The organism is Thiomicrorhabdus sp. zzn3 (assembly GCF_029767755.1).
Taxonomy (GTDB): Bacteria; Pseudomonadota; Gammaproteobacteria; order Thiomicrospirales; family Thiomicrospiraceae; genus Thiomicrorhabdus.
In genome coordinates this window covers 179,525-205,212 of record NZ_JARUQS010000001.1, presented here as the reverse complement: position 1 = coordinate 205,212, position 25,688 = coordinate 179,525, and the positions used below count along the sequence as shown (strand labels likewise).

Genomic DNA, 25,688 nt, shown 5'->3' with positions numbered 1-25,688 from the left:
GGGCGCCAACAAAGCTATTAAAAATAAAAACAGTATTAAAAGCGTCCTTGAAAACAGGGTCAGAATGCCTAAGGAACTGAACAGGCCTGTTTAAAATACATTTTAAGCAGACAGTTCAAACAACGCTTTGATGAATTCCCGCACCGACACCGACAAGGCGCCCAGGTCATAGCCGCCTTCCAGCACTGCCAGAACCCGGCCCTGCGCAGATTCTTCGGAGAGCTTTACCAGCTGCTGCGCCATCCAGGCGTAATCGTTTTCATGCAAACGCAAATTCGCCAAAGGGTCCAACGCGTGGCCGTCAAACCCGGCGGACACCAGGATGAGTTGCGGTTGAAAGACCCTCAATGCCGGAAACGCCTGTTCCAACCAGGCCTGTTGAAATGCGTCGCTGCCGCTGAACTTGGCCAACGGCATTTTCACCATATTCTCCAGATCGGAGAGCGGATCACTGTGCGGATACAGCGGATGTTCAAAACTGGAACCGAGCCAAACGCGCGGTTCGCTGCGCACGTACTCTTCGGTGCCATTGCCGTGATGCACGTCAAAATCGACAATCGCGATCCGTTCATAGCCGTGCTTGTGCAGCGCATAGGCGGCACCGATCGCGATATTGTTAAACAGACAGAATCCCATCGGACGCCGATGCTCGGCATGATGCCCCGGCGGACGCACATTGCAGAACACCCGTTTAGCGCGCCCTTCATGCAAGGCGTCAATCCCGTCGAGCACCGCGCCCACGGCATGCCGCGCCGCTTCCAAGCTGTGAGGACTCAGATAGACATCTTCGTCCACCGCCCTCACCCCCTCTTCCGGCAACGCTTCTTCCAAAACCGAAATCAGACGAGGATCATGCACCAGAGCGATCTCTTCATCGGTTGCGGCTCTGGCTTCGTCATGCAAAAACCATTCAAACAACTGACTGCTGATCAACTGATCTTCAATGCGCCCGATACGCTCCGCCATCTCAGGATGATAGATTCCATTGTCATGCAAACGACATGAAGAGTGCGTAATATAGAGATTCATCTTATTTCCTGGAAGGTGACATCAACAAGGTAATTTTATGGGACCACACTATCTTTCCAGATTGTTCAAGCCAGCCAGCATCGCAGTTTTCGGTGCCAGCGATCGCGCCGAATCCGTCGGCGGCCACGCCTTGGCTAATCTTTTGAAGTCCGGTTATCAAGGTCGACTTTACCCCGTCAATCCTAAACACGACACGGTGCAAAATCAAGCCTGTTATCCGGACATCGCCAGTCTTCCGGAAACGCCCGAACTGGTGGTCATCGCCACGCCCGCGTCCACCATTCCATCCATTATCCAGGCCTGCGCGCAAAAAGGCGTCGCCCATGCCGTGATCCTGTCGGCCGGTTTTGAAGACGAGGTCGGCAAACGTCTGCAACAGCAGATGACCGCCAACGCCCACGCCTACGGCATGCGCCTGATGGGCCCCAACTGCCTGGGCATTATCCGTCCCGAGATCGGCATGAACGCCACCTTCAGCAAAAACCAGGCGCGTCCGGGACATTTGGCGTTAGTGTCGCAATCCGGCGCGCTGTGCACCGCGGTACTCGACTGGGCCGAAGCCAATGACGTCGGTTTTTCCCAGGTGGTGTCCACCGGTGACGCCGCCGACATCGATTTTGGGGAGATTTTGGATTTTCTCGCCGCGGACCCCAACACCCATAGCATTTTGCTGTACATCGAAGGCATCGCCAATGCGCGCCGATTTATCAGCGGACTCAAAGCCGCCGCGCGCATGAAGCCGGTGATTCTGTTGAAATCCGGTCGCATGCCCGAAGGCACGCGCGCCGCCTTTTCCCATACCGGCGCTCTGGTCGGCGGAGACGATGTGTTTAATGCGGCGATTGAACGCGCCGGAGCGATCCGCGTACAGACCATTTCTCAACTGTTTGCGGCGGCCAAAACCCTGTCGGACAACCTCCACATTAAACGCAACCGTTTGGCGATCATCACCAACGGCGGCGGGCCGGGCGTCATGGCCACCGACCGCGCGGCCGAACTCGGCATCGATTTACCCGAACCAAGTGAAGCCAGCCTGCAAGCCTTAAATGACTTTCTTCCGAAACATTGGTCTCACAGCAATCCGATCGACATTCTCGGGGATGCGACCCCGGAACGCTATGCGCAAACCCTGAAAGCGTGTCAACAAGACGAGGCATACGATGCCATTCTGATTTTGCTGACGCCGCAGGCGATGACCCAACCGCTGGCCGTCGCCCATGCCATCAGTGAGTCGATGCACCAAGATCCGACGCACAAACCGATTTTCACCGCCTGGTTGGGCGAAAGCCTGGTCAAAAAGGCGCGCTCTCATTTTGCCGAGCATAGAATCCCCTCGTTCCGCACTCCAGAAGGCGCGGTGGAAGCCTTTGCTTTTCTCTCTGCCTACCGTCAAAACCAGCAACTGTTGATGCAGGCGCCGGACACCGGACAGAAGTATGGCCGTCAGCATGATACTGACGGTGCCCGCGCCATTATCCAAGCCGCACTGTCAGAAGGCCGCACGATCTTGAGCAGCACCGAAACGCGCGCGGTGCTTCATGCCTTTAGCATACCGATCACGGCAGCGATTGAAGCGGTCAACGCTCACCAGGCGATGGTGGCGGCCGAATCGCTCGGCTTTCCGGTAAGTTTGAAAATCCATTCTCCCAACCTCTCGCACAAGTCCGATGTCGGCGGAGTTAAACTCAATCTCAACTCCGTTGAAGAGGTACGCCGCGCCTTCACTCAAATGGTGGAACAGATCCAACAGACCCAACCGGAGGCGAAAATTCTCGGGGTCACTGTGGAGCCGATGTACCAGAACGCTTGCGCACGCGAATTGTTGATCGGCGTGGTCCGCGATCCGGTCTTCGGGCCGGCGATCACCTTCGGCAGCGGCGGTACTGACGTCGAAGTGCAGCAGGACCGCAGCATCGCCCTGCCGCCGCTGAACCACTTTATTGCCGAACGCATGATCGCACGTACCAAGGCGGCGAAAAGGCTCGGCATTTTCCGCGGGCTTCCCGCGGTCAATCGGGAGGCGATTATCGACACCCTTCTCAATCTCTCCGATATGGTTTCGCAGCTTTCTGAAGTTATTGAACTGGACATCAACCCGCTGTTTGCCGATGAGACCGGCGTGATGGCAGTGGATGGACGCATCAAGGTACAAACACCGCCGGCACGGCAAACGGCCTACCAGCATATGGCGATCCATCCCTATCCTCAAGAACTGAGCCGACGCATGCGCACCCGCACCGGACTGGAAATCACCCTGCGACCGATCCGCCCGGAAGACGCCAAAATAGAGATGGATTTTGTCGATCATCTGTCCGAACGCAGCCGCTATCTGCGCTTTATGAAGCACCTGCAGACCCTGACCCCGGAAATGCTGTATCGCTTCACCCAGATCGACTACGACCGGGAGATGGCGTTTATTGCCACGACTGAGATGAGAGACAACACCACGGTCGAAATCGGCGTCGCACGCTACACGACCAATCCGGACGGCCAGTCTTGTGAAATGGCGATTGTGGTCCGCGACGATTATCAGCACCAAGGCGTGGCTTCCCTGCTAATGGAAAGCCTGATCAACCACGCCAAATCGAAAGGGTTGCGCAAGATGGAGGGAGAAGTGCTGACCGAAAACCGCGCCATGCTCGACCTGGCTAAAACTTTCGGTTTCCGCCTGCATCCGCTGGAAGAGGACGATCAAGTGGTCGCCATCTCCTTGGATTTGATTTAAACCGACGGCAATCAGAACTGAACAGGCCTGTTCATTTTAAATGCCGGTTTTCCGGCAAACATTCATAAGACGGTTATTCAGGCACAATCAGAGGATAAGGCAGAGCAGGATCACGCCACAAACGCAGGTGCACGTCCATGACTTGATGCAGGTTGTCTGCCGTGAATACGTCTGCAATGTCACCTTGTGTATGCAGCCGCCCTTGCTTGAGCAGCAATACCTCGTCGGCCCATTGAACGACCTGATTCAAATCGTGCAAAATCATCACCACACCCAATCCCTGACGACTGGCGCGACGCAACCAAGCGGAAATCTGAATTTGATGCTTCAAATCCAGCCCTTCCGACCACTCGTCCAAAAACAGCCATTTGCCGCTAAAGGCTTGGTCAGCCTCAGGATGGTCGGGCCAGATCTGCGCCAGCACGCGCGCCAACTGCGCCCGTTTCTGCTCCCCGCCCGACAGGGTCAAACAATTGCGCTGTGCCAGCGATTGCAGATCACACACGGCTAAAATCTGCTCAAGCTGATTGATATGGTTGGTTTGGCTTTCCGCCACTTCCAAACCGAGTGACACCAATTCTTCAACCGTGAATGCAAAATGCACCGCCGACTGTTGGGGCAACACCGCTCTTTGTTTTGCCAACGCTTTAAAAGACCAATGGTTTAACGCCCTGCCGTTAAACAGAATCTGCCCCCGAGTAGGTGCCAACTCCTTAGTCAGGCAACGCAGCAGCGTGGTTTTACCCGCACCGTTCTGGCCGACGATCGCATGGATGCGTCCACCATCGAAGCGGCCGTTGAGATCGGTCAACAGCGCCCTGTCATCCACCCGGAATCCAAGATCCGTAAATTCGATCGACGAAGCGGGAGTTGGCAGCGATTCATTCCTATGCATCACTCTAACCATTCCCCATCAAACTCAAACGACCGCGCCGTTTCAGCAGCATGCCCAAAAAGAACGGCCCGCCCAATAACGCCATCAACAGACCGATCGGCAATTCCGCCGGCGGCATCACCGAACGGGCGCCCCAATCCGCCAGCACCATCAGCAACGCCCCGCCAAGGGCGCTCAACGGCAACAGTTGACGATGGTCGGGGCCAACCCACAGACGCACCATGTGCGGCACCATCAACCCGACAAAACCGATGACCCCGACCAGCGCCACGGCGGTTCCCACGAGCAATGCACTTAGCCCCATGATTTGCCATTTCAACGGCTGCACCGCATACCCCATGTGCAAGCAGCTGGATTCGCCTAACAGCAACGCATTCAGGGGACGAGAAAGCATTAGAAACCGTCCGATCACCAGCAAAGAGATCACCGCAAGCAGGGCCACCTGAGACCAGTCGGCTCCGGAAAAGGAGCCCATCATCCAGAAAATGACGCTGCGCAACTGCACATCATCCGAAACCGCAATCAATAGCCCGGTAAGCGCCCCGGCCACCGCATTCACCGCCACTCCGGCAAGCAGCATTAAAGCGACATCGGTGCTTCCTTGACGGGTGGCAATCAGATAAATCAGCATCGTCACCGCCGCGGCACTGATGAATGCCGCTAGACTCATCTGCCAACCGGAAACCTCGCCCCACAACACACCGCCCAGCACAATCACCGCCACCGCACCCAGCGCGGCGCTGCTTGAAACGCCGATCAATCCAGGTTCCGCCAACGGATTGCGGAACAGCGCCTGCAACGCCACCCCGGACACGGCTAAGCCGGCACCGACCAGTGCCGTCATCAGCACTCTTGGCAGCCGCAACTCCCACAGCACTAATGATTGCGGCTCGGAAAGCCCCTGCCACCAATCACTTAGCGAAATAGCCAAGCTTCCCGACTGCAAGGAGAACGCCATAACGGCGATGAGGCCTGATGCCAATAACAAAAAACGTCCGCTCAATGGCACTTAGCGCTCCCGGTTTGAATCATGGCTTATCTCGGATTTCTGTGCCGCTGGAACTTCTGACTGCCTGCGCGGTGCTTTCAGATAACGCGGATTCAATACCGACACCACCACCCCGTTCCAGATGACGATAAACCAGATCAGATAGAGCCAGAGCAAAAACAGCGGTACGGCGGCAAAAGCGCCGTAAATCAGGCTGTAGGACGGGAACCATTGAACATAAAATCCAAAACCTTCTTTCAACAGCTCAAGCTGCACAGTGGCAAACAAGCCGCCGATCATCGCCGCCTTGCCGCTCACTTTATGTCTCGGCACAAACTTATACAGCGCCGCAAACCCTAAAAACGAAAACACAAACGGTAATAGGCTGATGCCAAAGGTCAGTTTTTCCAGTAACGGATAGGCTTCGCTCAGCAATGGCACCGCCAGCAGATACGAACTGGTCAACAGGCTCAAGCCGAGCAGGATTGGACCCAGTAGACTCACTCCCAGATAGTGCAGCAGACTCACCCACCAGCGGCGCCGACGCACTTCCGGCCAAAGGCCGTTGAGTTTCTCATCCACTTTCCACAACAGCATCAGCGTCGTGACCAGCATCACCACCAGTCCCGGCCCTTTTAGATTGACCGCCTGTTGCGAAAAAGCCATCAAATAGGATTCGATCACCGGCTGCGATGAGGGAATCAGATTATGCACCACCTGATCCATCACCAGGCCTTCAAAATCCGAGAACCATGGTGAAACGGAAAACAGACTGAGCATCACCGCCAACATCGGCACGATACCGAGCAGCGTGGTATAGGCCAAAATCCCCACCGCATCCATGCCTTGACGCTGTTGAAAACGCACCACCACCCGTTTCCAGAACATCCAGTGCCAGATGGCTTCCCCGACCGAACGGTTTGACGGGGCTTGCAGCTTTGAATCCGCAGAGGCCCGTTGAGTTTGGCTCGGATTCGAGACGGTTTGCCCGGCTTCCGATTGAGCAGCTTGTTGTTGACTGTGAGCGGATTCAGCCATACCGTTCATGCTCCTAGCTGATGATTTACGTAGTGATATGCTCTGCTTGTGCAGGTGTATCATACCCCATTCCATGGCGATCGACACCTGACCACCTTATATCCCCCTAGGCACCCTACCTAAGAAAGCGCATTGGATGGGAATATTGTAGAATGGCCCATTTCGAGATAACTAAAGCAAGATCATTGAGCAATGGCCGACGCCACTCCCAAAATAACCAGCGATGATGTGACGACCCATGGCGGAAAATAACCTTAACAACCGGAACCAAACAGCACGAACAGAAGCCAAATGGCAATTCTGGATCGACCGCGGCGGCACCTTTACCGATCTGGTCGCCGTCGATCCTCAAGGTCGTCTGCATACCCATAAGCTACTGTCCGAGAATCCCGAACAGTATCGTGATGCCGCCATCGCCGGAATTCGCCACTTTCTGAAAACGCCGGAACCTCACCCCATTCCGGTTGAGCGGATCGGCGTGGTCAAAATGGGCACCACCGTGGCCACCAACGCCCTTTTGGAACGCAAGGGTGAAGCCGTGGCGCTGGTGACCAATCATGGCTTCCAAGACGCTCTGGAGATCGGTTACCAGAACCGTCCGGACATTTTCGCCCTGAAAATCGAAGCCCTCAAACCGCTCTACCACTCCAGCATCGAAATCGCCGGCCGCCTCGATGCGCAAGGCCGCGAAATCGAACCGCTGGATCTGTCGCAGACCCGTGAGCGCCTGGCACAGCTTAAACGCGCTGGATTTGAGGCCATCGCCATTGTTCTGCTGCATGCCTATCTCAACCCGCAGCATGAACAGATCGTTGCACAATTGGCCCAAGAAGCCGGCTTTTCCCAGATTTCGGCCTCTCATCAGAGCAGCGCGCTGATCAAATACATCGCCCGCGGCCGCACCACGGTGGTTGACGCCTACCTCAGTCCCATTCTGCGCCGCTATGTCGATCAAGTCGCGAGCGAGCTTCCCGGTGTCGATCTGCAGTTTATGCAATCTCACGGCGGCTTGACCGCAGCCGACCGTTTCCAGGGCAAGGATGCCATTCTGTCCGGTCCGGCCGGCGGGCTGGTCGGCGCGGTACAGACCGCCCTGCATGCGGGCCATGATCGGATTATCGGCTTTGATATGGGCGGCACCTCTACCGACGTCTGCCACTACGCCGGACGGTACGAACGCAGCTTTGACACCGAAGTGGCCGGCGTGCAGATGCGTGTGCCCATGCTCGACATTCATACGGTGGCGGCCGGTGGCGGTTCGATTGTGAAATCGCTGCATGGCGAACTGCAAGTCGGCCCGGATTCCGCCGGCGCCAATCCGGGGCCAGCCTGTTACCGGCGCGGCGGCCCGTTGACAGTGACCGACTGCAATGTGTTGCTGGGACGCATTCAACCACAACACTTTCCCGCCGTTTTCGGCCCCAATGCCAACCAGCCTTTGGATATCAACGCGGTCAGACAGCGTTTTGCCGAATTAGCCGAACAACTCAACCGACCGGCTGAAGCTCTGGCGGAAGGCGCCTTGGAGATCGCCATTGAACACATGGCGAGCGCGGTGCAGAAAATATCCACCCAGCGCGGTTATGACGTGCGCGACTACACGCTGGTCAGCTTTGGCGGTGCCGGCGGCCAGCATGCCTGTGCGGTGGCGCGCAAGCTGGGGATTCGCAAAGTACTGCTTCACCCCTATTCCGGCGTGCTCTCCGCCTACGGCATGGGGCTGGCGCAAAAAAGCCATATCGAAACCCGCTCCTACGAACAGCCGCTGGAGGCGCTCGACAGCCTGAAACCCGAACTGCATACCCAAATTGAGCAGGCCTGCTCAAAACTTCAGGCACAGAATGAAACCGTTTCCCAAACTCGGATCACCCTGCATCTGCACTATCAGGGCAGCGATACCTTATTAGATCTCGATTACCGTCAAGAGGCTGAATTCGCCGACTATCTGAGCGAATTTGAACAGCAGCACCGCCAACAATTCGGTTTTTTCCAGCCCAATGTCAGCGTACGCCTCAACAGCATCAGCGTCGAGGTCGCTTCGGCCGGTCATCCAGTGACCCCTATCCCGGTCAACCGGGACAAGCAGGCGCAGCCTTGTGAGCAGGTCGCGCTCTACGCCCAAGGCCAATGGCAACAGGCCGACGTCTATCAGCGCGAAGCGCTAAGCATTCAGCAGACCATTCAAGGGCCGGCTCTGGTTCTCGAAGCCACTGGCACCCTGGTGATCGAACCGGGCTGGCAAGCACAACTGCAGAAAGATGGTCAGCTATTAGTGATCGATCAAGAGAAACCTCAGTCCACAACAGCCGGCCGTTCAACCCAAACCGAGCCCCCCCACGAAGCCGATCCGGTGCAATTGGCTCTGTTCAATAACCGTTTTATGGCGATTGCCGAACAGATGGGCGCGACCCTCGCCAAAACGGCGCACTCGGTCAATATCAAAGAGCGCCTGGATTTCTCCTGCGCTATCTTCGACGGCCAAGGTCAACTGATTGCCAATGCCCCGCATGTTCCGGTGCATCTCGGTTCCATGGGCGAATCGGTGAAAACAGTGATTGCCAAAGTAGGCTCACAGCTGCAGCCGGGCGACGCCTATGTACTCAACAACCCGTACGCCGGCGGCACCCATCTGCCCGACATCACCCTGATCTCGCCGGTGTTTGTCGACGGCGCGTTACGTTTCTATGTCGCCTCGCGGGGCCACCATGCCGATGTCGGCGGGTTGACGCCTGGATCCATGCCGGCCAGCAGCCAACATATTGAAGAGGAAGGCGTGCTGCTCGATTGCGTGCCACTGGTCAAAAACGGCGAGTTCCAAACCGACCTCATCAGCGAACGGCTGACCGGGGCCACTTACCCGGTGCGCAACCTGACGCAGAACCTCAACGATCTGCACGCTCAAGTGGCCGCCAACCAGCAGGGCATTCAAGGCTTGCAGCAACTCTGCGAGCAGGTCGGCACCGACATTGTCGCGCAGTATATGCAGCATGCCTTGGATCATGCAGAGCGCGCTGTACTCGAACTTCTGCCGAATCTAGCAGACGGCGAGTTCTGCTACCGCACCGATCAACACACCCGGGTTTGCGTGCGCATTACCCCGGATCTGCAACAGCAGAAGTTGATCATCGATTTCAGCGGCAGCAGCCGGCAACAGAACAATAACTTTAATGCACCACATGCCATTACTCGTGCGGCGACACTCTATGTGCTGCGCACCCTGATCAATCAGCCGATTCCGCTGAATGACGGTTTCTTGCGTCCGGTGGAATTGATTGTGCCTACAGGCAGCCTGCTTAATCCACAGTATCCGGCCGCGGTGGTGGCGGGCAATGTGGAAACCTCTCAGGTCGTGACCGACACCCTGTGCGGCGCTTTACGAACCCAAGCGGCATCACAGGGCACCATGAACAACCTGACCTTTGGCGACGATACCTGGCAGTATTATGAAACCCTGTGCGGCGGTACTGGAGCCGGTCCGGATTTTAACGGTCACGATGCGATTCACAGCCATATGACCAATTCGCGTTTGACCGACCCGGAGATTCTCGAACTGCGTTATCCGGTGCGCTTGCGGCGTTTTGCCATCCGCCGCAACAGCGGCGGTGCAGGGGAACACCACGGTGGCAACGGCTGCGAACGTCATTTTGAGTTTTTAAAGCCAATGACGGTTTCCATGCTCAGCAATCACCGCCAGGTGGCCCCTTACGGCTTAAACGGCGGCAACCCGGGGAAACCCGGTTGCCATTTTGTCATTAAAGCGGAAGATCAATGTTCTCGCGAAGAGGTGAAGGAACCGCAGTCGCTCCCAAGCACATTGACGATACAGCTGCAGTCGGGAGATATTTTTGCGATTCATACGCCGGGCGGCGGCGGTTATGGCCAGGCGCAACAGTAGCGCTTGTCCGTGAAGAAACACGGAGCACAAAAAGGGGCAAATAAAAAACCCAACAGGCCTGTTGGGTTTGAAATCTCAAGCACCGCAACAAAAAAACCAGACAGTCAGGGACGTTGCAGCCCTTTCTCAACCTCTTGGCGTTTCGCCGTTCCGGCCAATCTTTCAATCAAGGTCAGCGCAAAATCCATGGCCGTTCCCGGTCCTTTTGAGGTAATGATCTGCCCGTCTTCCACCACCGGCTGATCAAGATACTGCATGTTTTCGGCTGGTTGCACATCAATCACGCCGGGGAAGCTGGTGGCTTTTCTGTTATCCAACAGGCCTGCTGAAACCAGCACTTTCGGTGCCGCGCAAATCGCGCCGATCAGCCCGCCCTGCTTGGCGGTATTTTTCAGCAGATGCGCGATGCGGCTGTCCTGCTGCAAATAGTCCGCTCCCGGCAGGCCGCCCGGCAGCACGATCAAGTCAAACGATTCCTGCATCACATCGTCTAACGCCGTTTGGGCTATCAACTGCACGCCGCGGCTCGCGGTAACGATGCGCTCGCTATCCAAACTGGCGGTCACCACTTCAATCCCGGCGCGCACCAACAGATCAATGATGGTGACCGCTTCCAGTTCCTCGCAACCCTGCGCCAAAGGCACCAATACTTTTTTAGTCATGAAACCTTCTCCTTAAAATAAAAAACCACCCTAATTGGGGTGGTTTTCAGTGACTCGACCTAGAGTTTCATTTTTTGCGCCAGAGAGAGGGTTTTCAGCACTCTGACCGCTTCATTCAACTCATAGTCTTTTTCAAGCAGTTTCTTGATCTCTTTAGAAGCCTTATCCGCTTTCTCTTGCTCACTGCCTTCTTCGGCATGGCCATTACCATTCTCAAGGTGCCCGGTAAGGTCTTTCTCTTTGACGTTCATCAATTCTGAGGCATCAACCTTCTCCACTTTCACCAGATCCACTTCAATATCGGGTTTAATCCCTTCGGCCTGAATGGAACGTCCGGACGGAGTGAAATAACGCGCCGTCGTCACTTTGATGGCCGCGCCATTGTTGAGTGGCAGCAGGGTTTGCACCGACCCTTTACCAAAACTGGTACGTCCAACCACAATCGCGCGCTGTTGGTCTTGCAAAGCGCCGGACACGATTTCCGAAGCCGAGGCGGAACCCTCATTGATCAAAACCACCACCGGCTTGCCTTGCATCACATCCCCTTTAGTCGCTTCAAAACGCATCTGCGAGTTTTTGATTCGACCTTCGGTATACACAATCAGACCGTCATTCAAGAAGGCATCCGATACCTGAACCGCAGCAGTTAAGACTCCGCCCGGGTTGTTGCGCAAGTCCAGAACCAATCCGTTCAGATCACCTTGATTTTCCTCTTCGAGTTTTTTGATCGCTTCGACCATATCCTGGCCGGTGCGCACTTGGAACTGACTGATGCGTACATAGCCAATGCCGTCATTCAACAGGCGCTGCTTAATGCTTTTTACCTTAATAATGGCGCGGGTGATGGTTAAGGTAATCGGCGCATCTTCGCCTTTGCGCACAATCGTTAACTTAAGTTTTGTGCCCGGTTTACCGCGCATGATGTCAACTGCTTCGCTCAGGGTTTTGCCTTTAACCGGCTCATCCCCCAGCTTGATAATCAGATCCCCTGCCTTAACGCCGGCTTTTTGCGCTGGCGTGTCATCGATCGGCGAGATAACTTTCACAAAACCGTCTTCCATGCCTACTTCCATACCCAGGCCGCCAAATTCGCCTTTGGTATGCTCTTCCATCTCTTTAAAGTTTTTTGGTGGCAAATAGGCCGAATGCGGATCCAAACTCGACAACATGCCGCTGATCGCGCCTTCCAGCAGCTTCTTGTCATCGACTTCATCAACATAATCGCTGGAGACTCGTTCAAACACCTCGGCAAAAGCACGCAACTCTTGTAAAGGTAAGGAAACAGTGGGCGATGAGGCCTGAGCAGTTTCATCACGGTCGGATTTATCGGCCATGACCGTGGAAGCGAGCACAATAAAGGCCCCCAATAATATCCCCATTCCCATCCAGGTTACTTTTTTATATGCCATACTTTGCACATGCATCTCCAGAATTGTTTTTCGAGCGGTTCATTTAAGTCTTTATAGCGACTTTAAGCGCCCATTAAAAGCCGTTTACCAGCAAAATAATTTAATTCATTATAAATTATGTTTGCGTGACATGATGGCCGCTTTTCATTAAAATCTTGAAAATTAAAACAGAATTAAATAATTAATAATATTGTTATACAGTGAATTGGTGATATCAGAATGCAAGAAGCTAACTCAGACGCTAAACCATTTGAAATGAAAGAAGAGAATATTAACAAAGCTTCTAAAGCACTCAAAGCCATGGGGCATCCATTGAGACTTAAAATTTTATGCGTCATTGGAGAACAGGAGTTGCCGGTCATGGACATTGTCTCTAAAGTCGGTACGACCCAAAGCAATATTTCTCAGCATATCGACATTCTCAGGGAGAAAGAAATTATCACCTCACGCCGTGAAGGCAGCAAAATTTTATGTAAGGTGCGAGATCCGGCCATCCTTAAACTGATGGATGCAATGCAAGAAACCTTCTGCCCAGTAAACTGATTGAAATCGACTAAAGGCCGTTTTTCATCGCAATCAGGAACGGCCTTTAAAGCCTCACCTCCATGCCTTCTACCCTAACCGCTCACCTAGACGTTTTGAAAAGCGACCCTTAAATCAAACGCATTACGCGAATTATTGACCAGGCCTGTCGCTTCGGTTTCCTTTTCTGTTCCGTCCTGTCCTGCTGGCGCAATGTAAGCGGACCTTTCATCTTGAGAACGACTTGACTCACTCACTTCTGATTCGGGCGTTTCGCTTTTACCCTCTTCACCGCTTTGCTGAGACTGTTGCGCCAACTCAGCGCGCGCTTGCGCCATCATTTGCACGGCCTGCGCAGCCACTTTAATATCCTGCGAAGAAGGCTCCGCAGGGGCTAAAGCGGCACTACGAACGACCATCGCTTTTTGAATAGTCGCTTGCGGATCACCGGCGACAGGCGAGACATCAATCCCCACTTCGCCCCCCACGGCATAGCGTTTACCGTCCGGTCCTTGCTGATACACAAAGGAGGCGCTGCTTGTGGCATAACTTCCAGCGGCAGCCAGATGGGCTTGTTCATGCGTTCTGACTTCACGATCTCTTAACTTAAGCTGATTGATGACCTGCTGAACCTGTACTTCATTTTGTTCAGACTGAGCGTCGGGAGCTTGAGTCGAAGAGACCTCATTTGAGGCTGTAGACTTATCTGTACCAGCCGTTCTGGAGGATGGAGCGTTGCCTACCGTATTCGTTTCGACGGTTCCAGTGTTTCCCGGACTGAACTGAGAGCGGTCCACAACGGGTCGTGCTGCCTGCGAGTGCAGCGACGATAGCATCGATGAATGAGAGTAAGCTGGCGTAATCATTTAACGGAAAAACCAAGTATGTTCAAGCACTTATTTTATTAACCGGAATCATACCAAACCCTGAATAACAACGCAAAAACACATCATGGCTCGCTGCATAAAACACCTTAAATGCTTTTACTATCGCAACCGAATAGAAATAGATAAAATGGACCGAAGTAAACAATCAAAAAATCAAAGGTCGGCGTATGCAGGAACGGCTTCAAAAAGCGGCACAAATTTACCCTAAGGTCAACGTCCCGACGCTTTCAGAAGAAGTTCTATTACTCAAAGCCGAACTCGAAAAGCCTTACCCCAATACGGTCACCATTGCGAATTTAATTGCTCACAATTCCGAATTACTGGGCGACTTTTTAGCGTTAGCGAACTCCAATGTCACTCAGCACAAGCACGAAATCAAAGAAGCCAAAACGGCTGTAAACCTGCTCGGTTTGGACGAAATCAGCAACCTTTTTGTCAGTGCTAGCCTAAAAAAAGCTGTCAGCCAAAATGCGATTGAACAAGAAATTCTGGCGCACGGCAGTAAAGCGGGGATCGCTGCATCAGAACTTTCTTTTTGGGTTTACGAAGTTTCGCGCTCAGAAGCCTATATGGCCGGTTTGATGCAGAACCTGGGCGCTCTGTTCCTGTCTCGACTGAACCCACAGGCCTACATTCTCCGTTTTCGCCAGCATTTAGCGCACCCTATCGAAAGCCTTGAAGAAGAAGCGGAGATGTATGGAACAACCCACGTACATTTAGGCGCGCTCATTGCCAAGAAATGGCGCCTGGATGACACTCTCTGCAAAACCATCCTGATGCACCATGATACAGCTCTGCTGAAAACAGCAAATAGTCAAAACAAAATCAGACAGATGGTGGCCCTGATCATGGCGGCGAACTTTGCCGTTGCCACGGCCGATGACACGCACATCACCCAAGAACTCAAGCAATATAAAGAGATGGCCTTTGATGCCCTAAACCTGCCTGAAAACGCACTAACGGCGGCCAGTGCTGCCGTGGTAAAATGGGGCCATGCGATGGGCACGGCCCCCGGAGGTCATTAATGCAATCAAAGTTCAGTCACTTCTCCGCTCTAAAACACCTGTTAGAGCTGGACACCACGGTCTTTAAACCTGAACTTTACTATCCTTGGTTTATCCAAGCCAACGCGATCAAGGGCATCTCTTTTGCCGTCATTTCATCAACCTTATTGATCGGCTTTCTGCTGCTGTTTTTTTCAAACTGGCCCACTCTGCAAATAGGGTTATTGACTTTGGCCGCCCTGCTGCTGTTCGGGTTGATTTATTACACGATCATTTTGAAATATAAAAACCTTGCCCAATCTCAAGCCTTGAAGCAGATTATGAAACTGGAAAAAAAAGAGTTCATGAAACACCTTGAACCCTTTGTGGTTGACGATCAAAAAGCCATCGCCCAGCGTATTGCCAAAGACGTGGACTTTACCACCAAAGAATACACCTCCGTTACCCTGGCAACCCAAAGCCGAGTGCTTGAACATACCGATGAATTCATTAAAGACATTGAAAGAATGGCGGAGGATGAAGAAGCCCCCAAGCTGGAATTGGATTTCACCGCTTTTAGCGAAAGCGAGTTTCGAGTCCCCCCGCAAGCTAAGGCCAACTATGAAAAGTTGAAAAACTTTTCTACGTTTAATGAGCGATTAATCGTTCCTCCTGAAGCCAAAGCGGCCATCTTAATCAAAGTGAAGGAAGCGATGAACCGAGCCGCCCTAGGGCGCCACGGTTAATCTCATTATGCTAGAACTCTTCCCACTGTTCACCCATAGGGCTGACACTCGCTTCTGAAGACGTCTTCACACGGTTTTTCTTCTCGTCGTTAGAACGCTCTTTGTTTTCGACAACTGGCTTAACAGGCTGCGGGGCTTCTTTAAGATCAAGGTGATTGCTCTCGGCAACCGACGTCAGCGCCGTTGCTCGTTGCTGCTCTTCTGCCGAACGAATGAAGGCCTCATCAATCTTAAATTGATCGATCTGCTTGACCAGTTCGCGCGACTGCTCAGCAATCATCTCTGCAGACCCAGCCGAACGCTCAACGAGGTGCGCATTTTCCTGAGTGTTTTTATCAAGAGACACCACCGCTTGATTCAACTGCTCAATTCCGCGAGCTTGTTCATTTGAAGAGGTCGCGATTTCACCGACGATTTCGGTAACATGCCGAATGGATTCGGAAATCTGGTTAAGAGACGAACCGGAACTTTCTGCCAACTCGGTTCCTTTTTGAACTTGTTGTGCAGAACGTTCAATCAAGTTTTTTATTTCTTTTGCAGCTTCCGCCGATTTGCTCGCCAAATTGCGCACTTCACCCGCCACTACAGCAAAACCGCGCCCGTGCTCACCGGCTCTTGCTGCCTCCACAGCGGCATTCAACGCCAACAAGTTCGTCTGGAACGCAATCGAGTCGATCAGGCCGATAATCTGTTCAATTTGGCTACTGGAATCCCGAATCTGTTCCATCGCCTCAATGGTTTGGCGCATGATGTCGGCGCCTTCGGCCATTTTCTGGCTGGCTTGCACCGTTAACGCATTCGCCTCCTGAGCATTGACGGCGTTATTGCGAACCGAAGAGGTCATCTCTTCCATCGTCGCTGCGGTTTCTTCAATGGAAGCCGCTTGCTGTTGAATTCGGCTGGAAAGCTCGGAATTATCTTGAGAGGTTTGCTCAATGCCTTGAGCAATTTGGTTGATCGAAACATGAACCTGCGCCAAAATCTGAGAAAGCGTATCCAAGGAGAGATTAATCGCGTCTTTCATCTCTCCCAGACTCGCTTCATAATCGCCGACAACGCGCTGGGTTAAATTGCCTTGAGAAAGCTGTTGAATCACTTCAGAAATTTTATTGTTGGCGTCAAAAATCGCTTTCGACATAAAGTTGATCTGCATCCCCAGATCATGAATAAAGCCGTTCAATACCGAAACATCAATTTGTTCGCCAATATGCCCTTTAGCGGCTTTTTCCACCATGACCTTAAGGTTTTCTTCAACGGCATGCTGCATCTGTTCGAGTTTGACCGATTGAGTGACATCACGCCACTCGGTGACAAAACCGTTACGCTTACCATTCGGCCCCCAAATCGGATTCACCACAATTTCAAGATGCAATTCCCCCAAGGTCAATTTGGCCACATAGGTCTCTTTAAGTTCAGCCAATAGCTTGCGTTGGTGCTCGGGATGAACGTGGAAAATATCGATATTCTGCCCCACCAGTTTTTCTGTGGAAAAATGCGGCAACATCTCCTGGATCTCTTTTTCCACTTTCTTTAAAGTGGTCACGATGGATGGGTTCATATAAGTGATGACCAAGTCTTCATCCGCCATCATGATATTGGCGCTGCTTTGATCGACAACCGCTTTAACCGCTTCAACTTCATGCATATTGTGATAAATAATGCATAACATGCGATTGAGGTATTCGGTAACCAAATTGATTTCCAAACTCCCCTTGGCTTTAACCTGAAAATCTTCGCTGATGCCTTCGCCACGGGTGTCGCAAAAGTGCTTCAATTGCGTCTGCAACTGCAGAACCGGTTTAATCAAATCTCGGCGGACCAAAAATTCAAACGCGATTAAGTTGAGCAAAATAAGCAGAACAAAATAAACACTCAGATCCATTCTCTCTTGATAGGCTAATTCACTAATGACCTTCTGTTTCTTTGCCTGGGCATCTTCCTGCAGGAAATCATGCCACTCTTTGATCGCCAACATCGCCGGACGGTCATCCACCACTACGTTACGGTCGATCTCGCCGATGCGACTGCCTTGATTACGAAGCTGAACCGCTTTGGCAACCATTTGGTCAAATTCTGTAACCGTTTTTTCAACAACCTGTAAGCGCTCCAACTCGTAAGGCTCCACACCCGTCAACTGACGATACTCAGCAAAAGCCTGCTTTAATTTGGCGGAGTTTTCTTGAAGCTTTTCGCGATAATCGGCTTCTCGGTAATCCGCTTTTCCTCGCAAAATCAAATTCTTGAAATTGTGAATGTAATTGCCATACCCTAATTGATAAACAATATCGTTATAAAGCACGAGCTTCTGACTAATTTCATTTTCTGCGTGATTGATCGTCTTGATATGTTGCTTTTGCAAATATAAGAAAGCCCCTAAACCGAAAGCGTTAATCAAAATAAACACCAGAAAATAAATGATCAGACTCTTTTTAGAAGAGTGCCCTTTGACGCCGTCAACAACCATGGCTCAACCTTTTTACTTATTATTATTTTTTACTCATCATAGCATCACAAAAAAACGCTGCGCCAGCAAAAACTGCAAGTGGAAACAAAATCTTCACACACCCTAATCAGCAAAACCTATTGAGTAAGCTTTTATTCCCAGGGCAAGTTGCATCTTAATGATTTTTGTTTCTTAAACGATTTGGACAGAAATAAATGGTGGGCCCTCACGGACTTGAACCGTGGACCTGCCGATTATGAGTCGGATGCTCTAACCAACTGAGCTAAGGGCCCTTAGATAGGAAGAAAACCGACCAGGCCTGGTCAGTTCTAAATACGAAAAACGCCGCTTATTATAACGGCTGCATGATCTTTAGGGAACGATAAAGCCGTGCTTTTTTGATTCGGCCTGTTGAGCAAACCCCAACAGGTCGGTTCATCGATAAGAGGGTCTTAGTCTAAGAAACTTTTCAGGCGTTCGGCGCGGCTAGGATGACGTAACTTACGCAACGCTTTGGCTTCAATCTGACGGATACGCTCACGCGTGACATCGAACTGCTTACCAACCTCTTCCAAGGTATGGTCGGTGTTCATGCTCAAGCCGAAACGCATGCGCAACACTTTGGCTTCGCGCGGCGTCAGAGTACTCAACATCTCACGCACCGTTTCGCTCATGCCTTCGGCATCCGCGGCATCTTGAGGCGAAAGAATATTCGAATCTTCAATGAAATCACCCAATGAAGAATCTTCATCATCCCCGATCGGGGTTTCCATGGAAATCGGTTCTTTGGCGATTTTCATCACCTTGCGAATCTTATCTTCCGGCATTTCCATCTCTTCCGCCAACTCTTCCGGAGTCGGTTCACGCCCCATTTTTTGCAGCAATTGACGCTGAATACGGTTCAGTTTGTTGATGGTTTCGATCATATGCACCGGAATACGGATGGTGCGTGCCTGGTCGGCAATCGAGCGGGTAATCGCCTGACGAATCCACCAGGTCGCATAAGTCGAGAACTTGTAACCACGGCGGTATTCGAATTTATCCACCGCTTTCATCAAACCAATGTTACCTTCCTGGATCAGGTCCAGGAACTGCAAACCACGGTTGGTGTATTTTTTGGCAATGGAGATAACCAGACGCAGGTTGGCTTCGATCATTTCACGCTTGGCAGTGCGTGCCTGATTTTCCGCCTTACTCAAGTCCTTGTAGTTCGACTTATAAAGTGCGATCGGCATTTTTTCAGCTTTGGCAATCATTGCCAAACGTTTTTGTGCGCGTTTAACATCGGCGCGCGCCGCTTCAAGCGAGTCGGCCAAATCAGGGCATTTTTCGATCAAACGGTCAATTAACTCGTAATCAATCTCTTTACCTACAAATGTTTCCAGGAAAACCGGACGCGGCACTTTGATTTCACGCATGACTTTATCCACAATCACACGCTCTTGTTCACGGATTAAGGCAATTTTCGATTTGATCTGTTTGATCATCTTATTGGAGAAGATTGGCGTGATTTTAATGCCCTGCAGGTGCGCAACCACTTCCGCGCGTTTCTTTTGCGCCTTTTCATCATCAAAACCGTATTTGGCTTCCGCTTCCAGTGCAGCCGAATTCAATTTTTCCAGTTTCGCCAAGAATTCCGCCAGCTCTTCCGGATCAACACCGTCTTCTTTTGGCTCCTGGTTATCGTTATCCGGAGACAGTTCTTCAACAGGAACATCCACTAAATCGCCTGGACGTACAAATCCCTGAATAACGTCCGCGACCTTTCCTTCACCGTCTTCCATTTTGGAAAAGGTATCGAGGATGGTTTCAGCAAATACCGGATAAGTGGCTAGGGCATCCAACATACCACGGATACCGGACTCAATACGTTTAGCGATTTCAATCTCGCCATGACGAGTCAACAACTCAACCGATCCCATCTCACGCATATACATACGTACCGGATCGGTGGTGCGCCCAAACTCAGAATCGACTTCAGCGAGTGCGGCAATGGCCGCTTCAGCGGCGGCATCATCAAACAACTCACCATCTTTGGTCAAAAGTTCGTCTTCATCTGGTGCAGAGTCAAACAGCTGGATACCGAAATCTTTCAGAATGGTCAAAACCTGACCCAACTGATCCTCTTCGATATCATCGGGCAATACATCATTTACGTCAGCATAGGTCAAATAACCCAGCTCTTTAGCACGCTCGATCAAATCAATTAACTGCTGTTTTCTTTCAACTTTTGTCATGTCTGCCTCGAAACTTGTGGACTCTGCTCTGCAATCACGCAGAAAAACGGAACCCTTAATTATACCTAATTTAATCTGCTTTTAATGAAAATATTATTAAAATCGCTTTAAAAATAGCGTGTTAGCTTAATCACGCGCCCCTGCCAAGCTCTGCAAACGGATCATTTCATTCAAATCCCATCCGCAATGCCCTAGCTGCGCCTCATCCAAAGCCACTGCGAGCGAGACAATGGCCACATCAAACTCTGCACGCAAAAAACCGTCATCATCCGGTAAGTCCGATTGCTGAATCAACTCCAACTCCGATTTAAAGCCATTTTCTAACAACCACTGCACGGCGGCTTCCGCTAAAAAAGCATTAAAAACCAGACTTTGGATCACGCCGCCTAATACTTGATAGTCACGCTGCGTGCTTTTTAAAAGGTCTTGAGCAAAATTTTCTGGAAAAAATTGCGCCCACCCGGGTCTTTTTAACAAAATTCGCACCAATTTTAACGGCAAGGTCACCACGCGACTCACCGGGGAGGAGGCCTGTTGAGTTTGTTTTGACTTTGACGAATTCGCATGCCCCTTTTTAAAGCCGGCATATCCTGAATAGACATTCATCTGCTTTTCCAAGCGCCAAGCGGGTAATTCCACCAATTGCGCCAAACCTTCCACCAACAAGTACTGGTACAAGCCTTTTGCTTGCTGAATATAAGGCTGCGCCATCGATACCAGCTGTTGCCGTCCCTCTATACTGCTTAACGGCAGAGACAACTTTCCCTGCAGTCCCTGTAATAAAAAATCGGACAAAGGCAGAGCATTGCGAATTCGGGTTTGAAAGGCGTCTACTCCCTCTTTACGCACCATCGAATCGGGGTCCTCTCCCTGCGGCAAAAACAGAAATTTCACCGAACGCTCATTCTCCATCAATGGCACCGCAAGCTCCATCGCTTTCCAGGCCGCCTTCATTCCGGCAGGATCGCCGTCGAAACAGAACACCACTTCATTCACCTGCCTGAACAGCATCGCCAGATGATCGGCCGTAGTGGCGGTACCCAAGGTGGCGACGGCATTGCGCAGGCCAAATTGCGCCAGCGCCACCACATCCATATACCCTTCCACGACCAGAATATGATCAAACTTCTGGCGAGATTGGCGCATCTCATACAACCCATAAAGCGCATAGCTTTTATGGAAGATAGGGGTTTCCGGGGAGTTCAAATATTTTGGCTGGTCGTCGCCCAGCACCCGGCCACCAAAAGCCACGACTCGACCGCGCCCATCGCGAATCGGAAACATGATTCGGTGGCGAAAACGGTCGTAAATTTTGCCGCCTTCCTTTTCAACCAGCATGCCGGTCTCAATCAGCTGCCGCTTTAATTTTTCATCCGCTTTCAGACCCGACAACAGCGAATCCCAGCCGGGCGGAGCAAAACCGATCACATAAGTTTTGGCAATATCCGGACTCAGGCCACGCGCTTTCAGATACGCTTTGGCTTCCTGTGCAGCCGGATGATCCCGCAACTGATGGCGATAAAATTTAGCCACCAAATGCATCACATCATACAGGTCGCGCTGCTGTTGCTGCTTGACCTGCTGCTGCGCCTGCTGTTTTGGGGAAAGCTTTTCGCGCGGCACTTCCATGCCGTATTGTGCGGCCAACGCTTCTACGGCTTCAACAAAGGAAAGGCCGTCATACTCCATTAAAAACTTAATGGCATCGCCACTGGCACCGCAGCCAAAGCAGTGATAAAACTGTTTTTGCGGATTGACGTTAAAGGAAGGGGTTTTTTCGTCATGAAACGGGCAGCAGGCTTTATAGGTAGCCCCCGCTTTTTTAAGAGGGACGCGTTGATTTATTACCTGCACCAAGTCGGCTCGAGCCAACAGGTTCTCGATAAAGGAACGTGGGATGGATCCGCTTTGTGCCACCAATATTCACACCTTATCCACAGGAAATACACACACCCTAAAACGCAAAAAACCCGCCAATCCAACAATTGGCAGGTTTTTTTTAAAAATCAGATTGATTCGTCCAGCAGTGGAACCAACAACCGTATCTGAAATCAGCCGTTCAGCTTCGCCTTGATTAACTTACTTACCTGGCCCATGTCGGCACGACCCTGCATTTTTGGTTTTAGCAGACCCATCACCTTGCCCATGTCCTGCATGGAGCTGGCACCGGTTTCAGTCATCGCTTCATCGATGAGCGCATTGATTTCGTCTTCAGTCAGCGCTTGCGGCATAAACTCTTGAATGACCGTCATTTCAAAAGCTTCTTGTTCGGCCAAATCAGCACGATCGGCATCAAGATACTGCTGTTCGGCATCGCGGCGTTGCTTAATCGCTTTATCCAATACCGCTAACACCCCTGCATCATCCAGTTCGGTTTGAGTATCAATCTCAACCTGCTTAACCGCAGCCTGCATTGAACGGATGACCTTCAAGCGCTCTTTTTCTTTCGCTTTCATCGCAGCCTTCATGGCTGCGCTTAGCTGTGCTTTCAACTCACTAGACACGAATCACTCCGGATTAGTACATGCGAGTTGTACGACGGTTCTCACGTGAAAGACGCTTAGCCAAACGCTTAGCTGCAGCCGCTTTCATACGCTTACGCGCCCAAGTTGGCTTTTCATAGAATTCACGCTTGCGCGCTTCAGTCAAAACACCTGCTTTTTCACAAGCACGCTTAAAACGACGCAATGCGACGTCAAATGGTTCTGTATCACGAATTTTTACACTTGGCATAACTCTACCTATTAAATTTTGAATTCGGTTTACCGTCATCCAACTGGCCTTTTAATGTTCGAACTCAGTAAGAAGACAGTGGAAAACGACGAATTATAGTTTTGTATTCTATTTTTTGCAAACCCTTTTGCAAGAAAACTTCCAATAAAAAACGATTATTTTTGTTAAAATTCAGCCACTTTGAATGGTCGTAGAGTAATCCTGATGAATAACGCCCTGCTTGTCTTAGGCATTGAAAGCTCCTGTGATGAAACCGGAGTTGCGCTGTACCACACTCAAAAAGGCCTGTTGGCACACACCCTTTACTCTCAAGTGGAACTGCACGCCCTCTATGGCGGCGTCGTGCCGGAACTGGCTTCCCGGGACCATATCCGCAAACTAACGCCACTCATTCAGCAGACCATTCAGCAAGCCGACATTGCTCCGACCGATATTCAAGGCATCGCTTACACCGCCGGCCCGGGGCTGATGGGCGCGCTTCTCGCCGGTGCGTCGGTGGCGCGCAGTTTAGCTTACGCCTGGAACATTCCCGCTGTCGGCGTGCATCATATGGAAGGCCACCTTCTCGCCCCCATGCTCGAAGAGAAACAACCGGAGTTTCCGTTTATCTGTCTGCTGGTCTCCGGCGGCCACTCGATGATCATCCGCGTGGACGGCATCGGGCGTTACACATTATTGGGCGATACATTGGACGATGCCGCCGGCGAAGCCTTCGATAAAACCGCCAAGCTGTTGGATTTGGGCTACCCTGGCGGTCCGGAAGTTTCCAAACTGGCGCTGCAAGGTCGCAGTGATCGTTACCAATTTCCCCGCCCGATGGTGGACCGTCCGGGATTGGATATGAGTTTCAGCGGCCTGAAGACCTACACGCTGAACACCTGGCAAGAAGCCGTGGCGGAAAATGACGCGACCGAACAAACCAAAGCCGACATTTGCCGCGCCTTTGAACTGGCGGTAGCCGATACCCTCAGCATCAAATGCAAGCGCGCCCTCGACCAAGAAGGGCTCGATCGCCTGGTGGTTTCCGGCGGTGTCAGTGCCAACCGCGAGATACGCGCCAAACTCGATGCCTTAATGAACAAACGCCGCGGCGAAGTCTTTTACCCGCGCCTGGAATTCTGCACCGACAACGGTGCCATGATCGCCTATGCCGGCGCACAACGCCTATTGGCTGGTGAACATCAGGGGCTGGATTTTGCCGCCACGCCCAGATGGTCGCTGGAAGAACTAACCCCGATCAATTAAGGAACTTATTCCCGTAAGAAACTTATTCCCGCACCGAGAACCAAACAGGCCTGGCAGATGGAATCTGACCAGGCCTGTTGTGTTTTAAACCTACTTTTTACCGTCAGGGTTTAACGCTATTCGCTCTTTTCAGCCTCTTTTTTGATCTTGCTTTCTTCACCTTTAAGCAAACGTTCGATATTGCCTTTATGGCGCCAGAACAGAATCAAGGTCATCACCACGGTCAGCCACACCCAGCTCATTTCGCCGGATAAAAAATAGATGTAAAGCGGCGCCAAAGCGGTCGCCACTAACGCCGACGCAGAAGAAATCTTTAACACCTTGGCCACAAACAACCAGGTCGCCGCAACCGCCAAACCGATCGACCAAGACAATCCGAGCATCACGCCCAACATGGTCGCCACCCCTTTGCCCCCCTTAAACCCGAAAAACACAGGATAAAGATGGCCGATAAACGCGGCGAAGCCGGTCAAAATAACCACTTCAGCGGACATTCCCAAAGCGTGGGCCAACCATACGGGCAACACCCCTTTCAACAGATCGCCCGCCAAGGTAATCGCGGCCGGCTTATTGCCGTAGAGGCGCTTAACATTGGTGGCTCCCGGGTTACCGGAACCGCCTTGACGCGGATCATCAAAGCCCATCAAACGGCAAACAATAATCGCCGACGATAAAGAGCCCAATAAATAAGCGCCGACGATTAACCCAATTGCAGTGAATTCCATTTCCTTAACCTTTTAATCATTTCTCATGTTCTAAGCCGTAACCCTATCAGACAGGGAGAGGCGTTTGCATGGATTGAAGTTGGCATGATTGTACAAGAAGTAGATAATAAGCGGGCAATTAAATCTCATTCCCCAAAAAACAGGCATAGCAGGCGGCAAACATGGACACCATTTTTATTGAAGGCTTAAAAACCCAAGCCATTATCGGCATTTACGAGTGGGAGCGCGAACAGCGCCAACCCCTGATTTTTGATATCGAAATGCAACTCCCTATTGCCCAGGCCGCGCAAAGTGACGCCATTGACGATACGGTTGACTACAAACAGGTCAGCGATGAGATTATTGAACTGGTCGAGAACAACCGTTTTGAACTGTTAGAGAGTTTGGCAGAAAGCCTCTGCGATCACATTTTGTCACATCACCCGGCGGTGCAATCCGTCAGTTTGAAAGTCAACAAACCGCAAGCGGTGCCTGAGGCCGACGGAGTCGGACTTAAAATCCGCCGCCATCGACCGTAGCACAGCCG

At 51.7% G+C, this 25,688-nt stretch carries 20 protein-coding genes and 1 tRNA gene; 7 read left to right on the top strand and 14 right to left on the bottom strand.

The features are described from left to right. Positions 1-102 precede the first annotated feature (102 nt). Positions 103-1,029: a histone deacetylase family protein gene (locus QCB44_RS00875; RefSeq protein WP_279407361.1), complete on the bottom strand. Its 927-nt coding sequence runs from the start codon at positions 1,027-1,029 to the stop codon at positions 103-105. A 37-nt stretch (positions 1,030-1,066) separates the two neighbouring features. Between QCB44_RS00875 and QCB44_RS00870 the strand changes: the two genes are divergently transcribed. Next, complete coding sequence (locus QCB44_RS00870; protein WP_279407360.1) at positions 1,067-3,754, top strand: bifunctional acetate--CoA ligase family protein/GNAT family N-acetyltransferase; 2,688 nt, start codon at positions 1,067-1,069, stop codon at positions 3,752-3,754. A 73-nt stretch (positions 3,755-3,827) separates the two neighbouring features. Here QCB44_RS00870 and QCB44_RS00865 read toward each other — a convergent pair whose 3' ends face one another. From QCB44_RS00865 to QCB44_RS00855, 3 genes are read right to left on the bottom strand one after another with little or no spacing between them, the layout of a single operon-like run. After that, positions 3,828-4,649, bottom strand: a complete 822-nt coding sequence (locus QCB44_RS00865) for a heme ABC transporter ATP-binding protein (protein WP_279407359.1) — start codon at positions 4,647-4,649, stop codon at positions 3,828-3,830. A gap of 4 nt (positions 4,650-4,653) precedes the next feature. Beyond that, complete coding sequence (locus tag QCB44_RS00860; protein ID WP_279407358.1) at positions 4,654-5,658, bottom strand: iron ABC transporter permease; 1,005 nt, start codon at positions 5,656-5,658, stop codon at positions 4,654-4,656. Beyond that, positions 5,659-6,675: a YihY family inner membrane protein gene (locus QCB44_RS00855; RefSeq protein ID WP_279407357.1), complete on the bottom strand. Its 1,017-nt coding sequence runs from the start codon at positions 6,673-6,675 to the stop codon at positions 5,659-5,661. 238 nt (positions 6,676-6,913) lie between these two features. Between QCB44_RS00855 and QCB44_RS00850 the strand changes: the two genes are divergently transcribed. Further along, positions 6,914-10,570, top strand: a complete 3,657-nt coding sequence (locus tag QCB44_RS00850; protein ID WP_279407356.1) for a hydantoinase B/oxoprolinase family protein — start codon at positions 6,914-6,916, stop codon at positions 10,568-10,570. A gap of 104 nt (positions 10,571-10,674) precedes the next feature. Here the strand turns inward: QCB44_RS00850 and QCB44_RS00845 are convergent, their stop codons facing one another. Continuing rightward, on the bottom strand, positions 10,675-11,232 hold the full coding sequence (locus tag QCB44_RS00845; protein WP_279407355.1) for a DJ-1 family glyoxalase III: 558 nt from the start codon (positions 11,230-11,232) through the stop codon (positions 10,675-10,677). Positions 11,233-11,291: 59 nt separating this feature from the next. Further along, positions 11,292-12,641, bottom strand: a complete 1,350-nt coding sequence (locus QCB44_RS00840; protein WP_279409161.1) for a S41 family peptidase — start codon at positions 12,639-12,641, stop codon at positions 11,292-11,294. Positions 12,642-12,860: 219 nt separating this feature from the next. Here QCB44_RS00840 and QCB44_RS00835 point away from each other — a divergent pair, with 219 nt between their 5' ends. Then, positions 12,861-13,184, top strand: coding sequence for a metalloregulator ArsR/SmtB family transcription factor (locus tag QCB44_RS00835; RefSeq protein ID WP_279407354.1), 324 nt, complete (start codon positions 12,861-12,863; stop codon positions 13,182-13,184). An 86-nt stretch (positions 13,185-13,270) separates the two neighbouring features. Here the strand turns inward: QCB44_RS00835 and QCB44_RS00830 are convergent, their stop codons facing one another. Next, entirely contained in the window at positions 13,271-13,960 is a 690-nt protein-coding gene (locus QCB44_RS00830; RefSeq protein WP_279407353.1) for a putative metalloprotease CJM1_0395 family protein, read from the bottom strand. 257 nt (positions 13,961-14,217) lie between these two features. Here QCB44_RS00830 and QCB44_RS00825 point away from each other — a divergent pair, with 257 nt between their 5' ends. Continuing rightward, a complete protein-coding gene (locus QCB44_RS00825; protein WP_279407352.1) occupies positions 14,218-15,075 on the top strand; it encodes an HDOD domain-containing protein in 858 nt (285 codons plus the stop codon). Then, positions 15,075-15,779, top strand: a complete 705-nt coding sequence (locus QCB44_RS00820; RefSeq protein WP_279407351.1) for a hypothetical protein — start codon at positions 15,075-15,077, stop codon at positions 15,777-15,779. Before QCB44_RS00825 ends, QCB44_RS00820 begins: the two co-directional genes overlap by 1 nt. Positions 15,780-15,789: 10 nt before the next feature. Here the strand turns inward: QCB44_RS00820 and QCB44_RS00815 are convergent, their stop codons facing one another. From QCB44_RS00815 to rpsU, 6 genes are all read right to left on the bottom strand, one after another. Further along, positions 15,790-18,243 carry a methyl-accepting chemotaxis protein gene (locus tag QCB44_RS00815; RefSeq protein WP_279407350.1) on the bottom strand — a complete coding sequence of 818 codons (2,454 nt, stop codon included), beginning with the start codon at positions 18,241-18,243 and terminating at the stop codon, positions 15,790-15,792. Positions 18,244-18,438: 195 nt separating this feature from the next. Then, a tRNA-Ile gene (locus tag QCB44_RS00810) sits at positions 18,439-18,515 on the bottom strand. Between the two features lie 159 nt (positions 18,516-18,674). Beyond that, entirely contained in the window at positions 18,675-20,501 is a 1,827-nt protein-coding gene (gene rpoD / locus QCB44_RS00805) for an RNA polymerase sigma factor RpoD (protein ID WP_279409158.1), read from the bottom strand. Between the two features lie 84 nt (positions 20,502-20,585). Beyond that, complete coding sequence (gene dnaG, locus QCB44_RS00800) at positions 20,586-22,376, bottom strand: DNA primase (RefSeq protein WP_279407349.1); 1,791 nt, start codon at positions 22,374-22,376, stop codon at positions 20,586-20,588. A 134-nt stretch (positions 22,377-22,510) separates the two neighbouring features. Beyond that, the gene (locus tag QCB44_RS00795; protein ID WP_279407348.1) at positions 22,511-22,963 is read right to left on the bottom strand and encodes a GatB/YqeY domain-containing protein; all 453 of its coding nucleotides are present in this window, start codon (positions 22,961-22,963) and stop codon (positions 22,511-22,513) included. Between the two features lie 13 nt (positions 22,964-22,976). Further along, positions 22,977-23,192: a 30S ribosomal protein S21 gene (rpsU, locus tag QCB44_RS00790; RefSeq protein WP_279407347.1), complete on the bottom strand. Its 216-nt coding sequence runs from the start codon at positions 23,190-23,192 to the stop codon at positions 22,977-22,979. 204 nt (positions 23,193-23,396) lie between these two features. Between rpsU and tsaD the strand changes: the two genes are divergently transcribed. Further along, a complete protein-coding gene (gene tsaD / locus QCB44_RS00785) occupies positions 23,397-24,437 on the top strand; it encodes a tRNA (adenosine(37)-N6)-threonylcarbamoyltransferase complex transferase subunit TsaD (RefSeq protein ID WP_279407346.1) in 1,041 nt (346 codons plus the stop codon). A 116-nt stretch (positions 24,438-24,553) separates the two neighbouring features. Here the strand turns inward: tsaD and plsY are convergent, their stop codons facing one another. After that, positions 24,554-25,162: a glycerol-3-phosphate 1-O-acyltransferase PlsY gene (gene plsY, locus QCB44_RS00780; RefSeq protein ID WP_279407344.1), complete on the bottom strand. Its 609-nt coding sequence runs from the start codon at positions 25,160-25,162 to the stop codon at positions 24,554-24,556. A 161-nt stretch (positions 25,163-25,323) separates the two neighbouring features. On the opposite strand from plsY, the gene folB reads away from it, so the two are divergent. After that, positions 25,324-25,680 (top strand): dihydroneopterin aldolase, encoded by a 357-nt coding sequence (gene folB, locus QCB44_RS00775; protein ID WP_279407342.1) that lies wholly within the window; start codon positions 25,324-25,326, stop codon positions 25,678-25,680. Positions 25,681-25,688 lie beyond the last annotated feature (8 nt).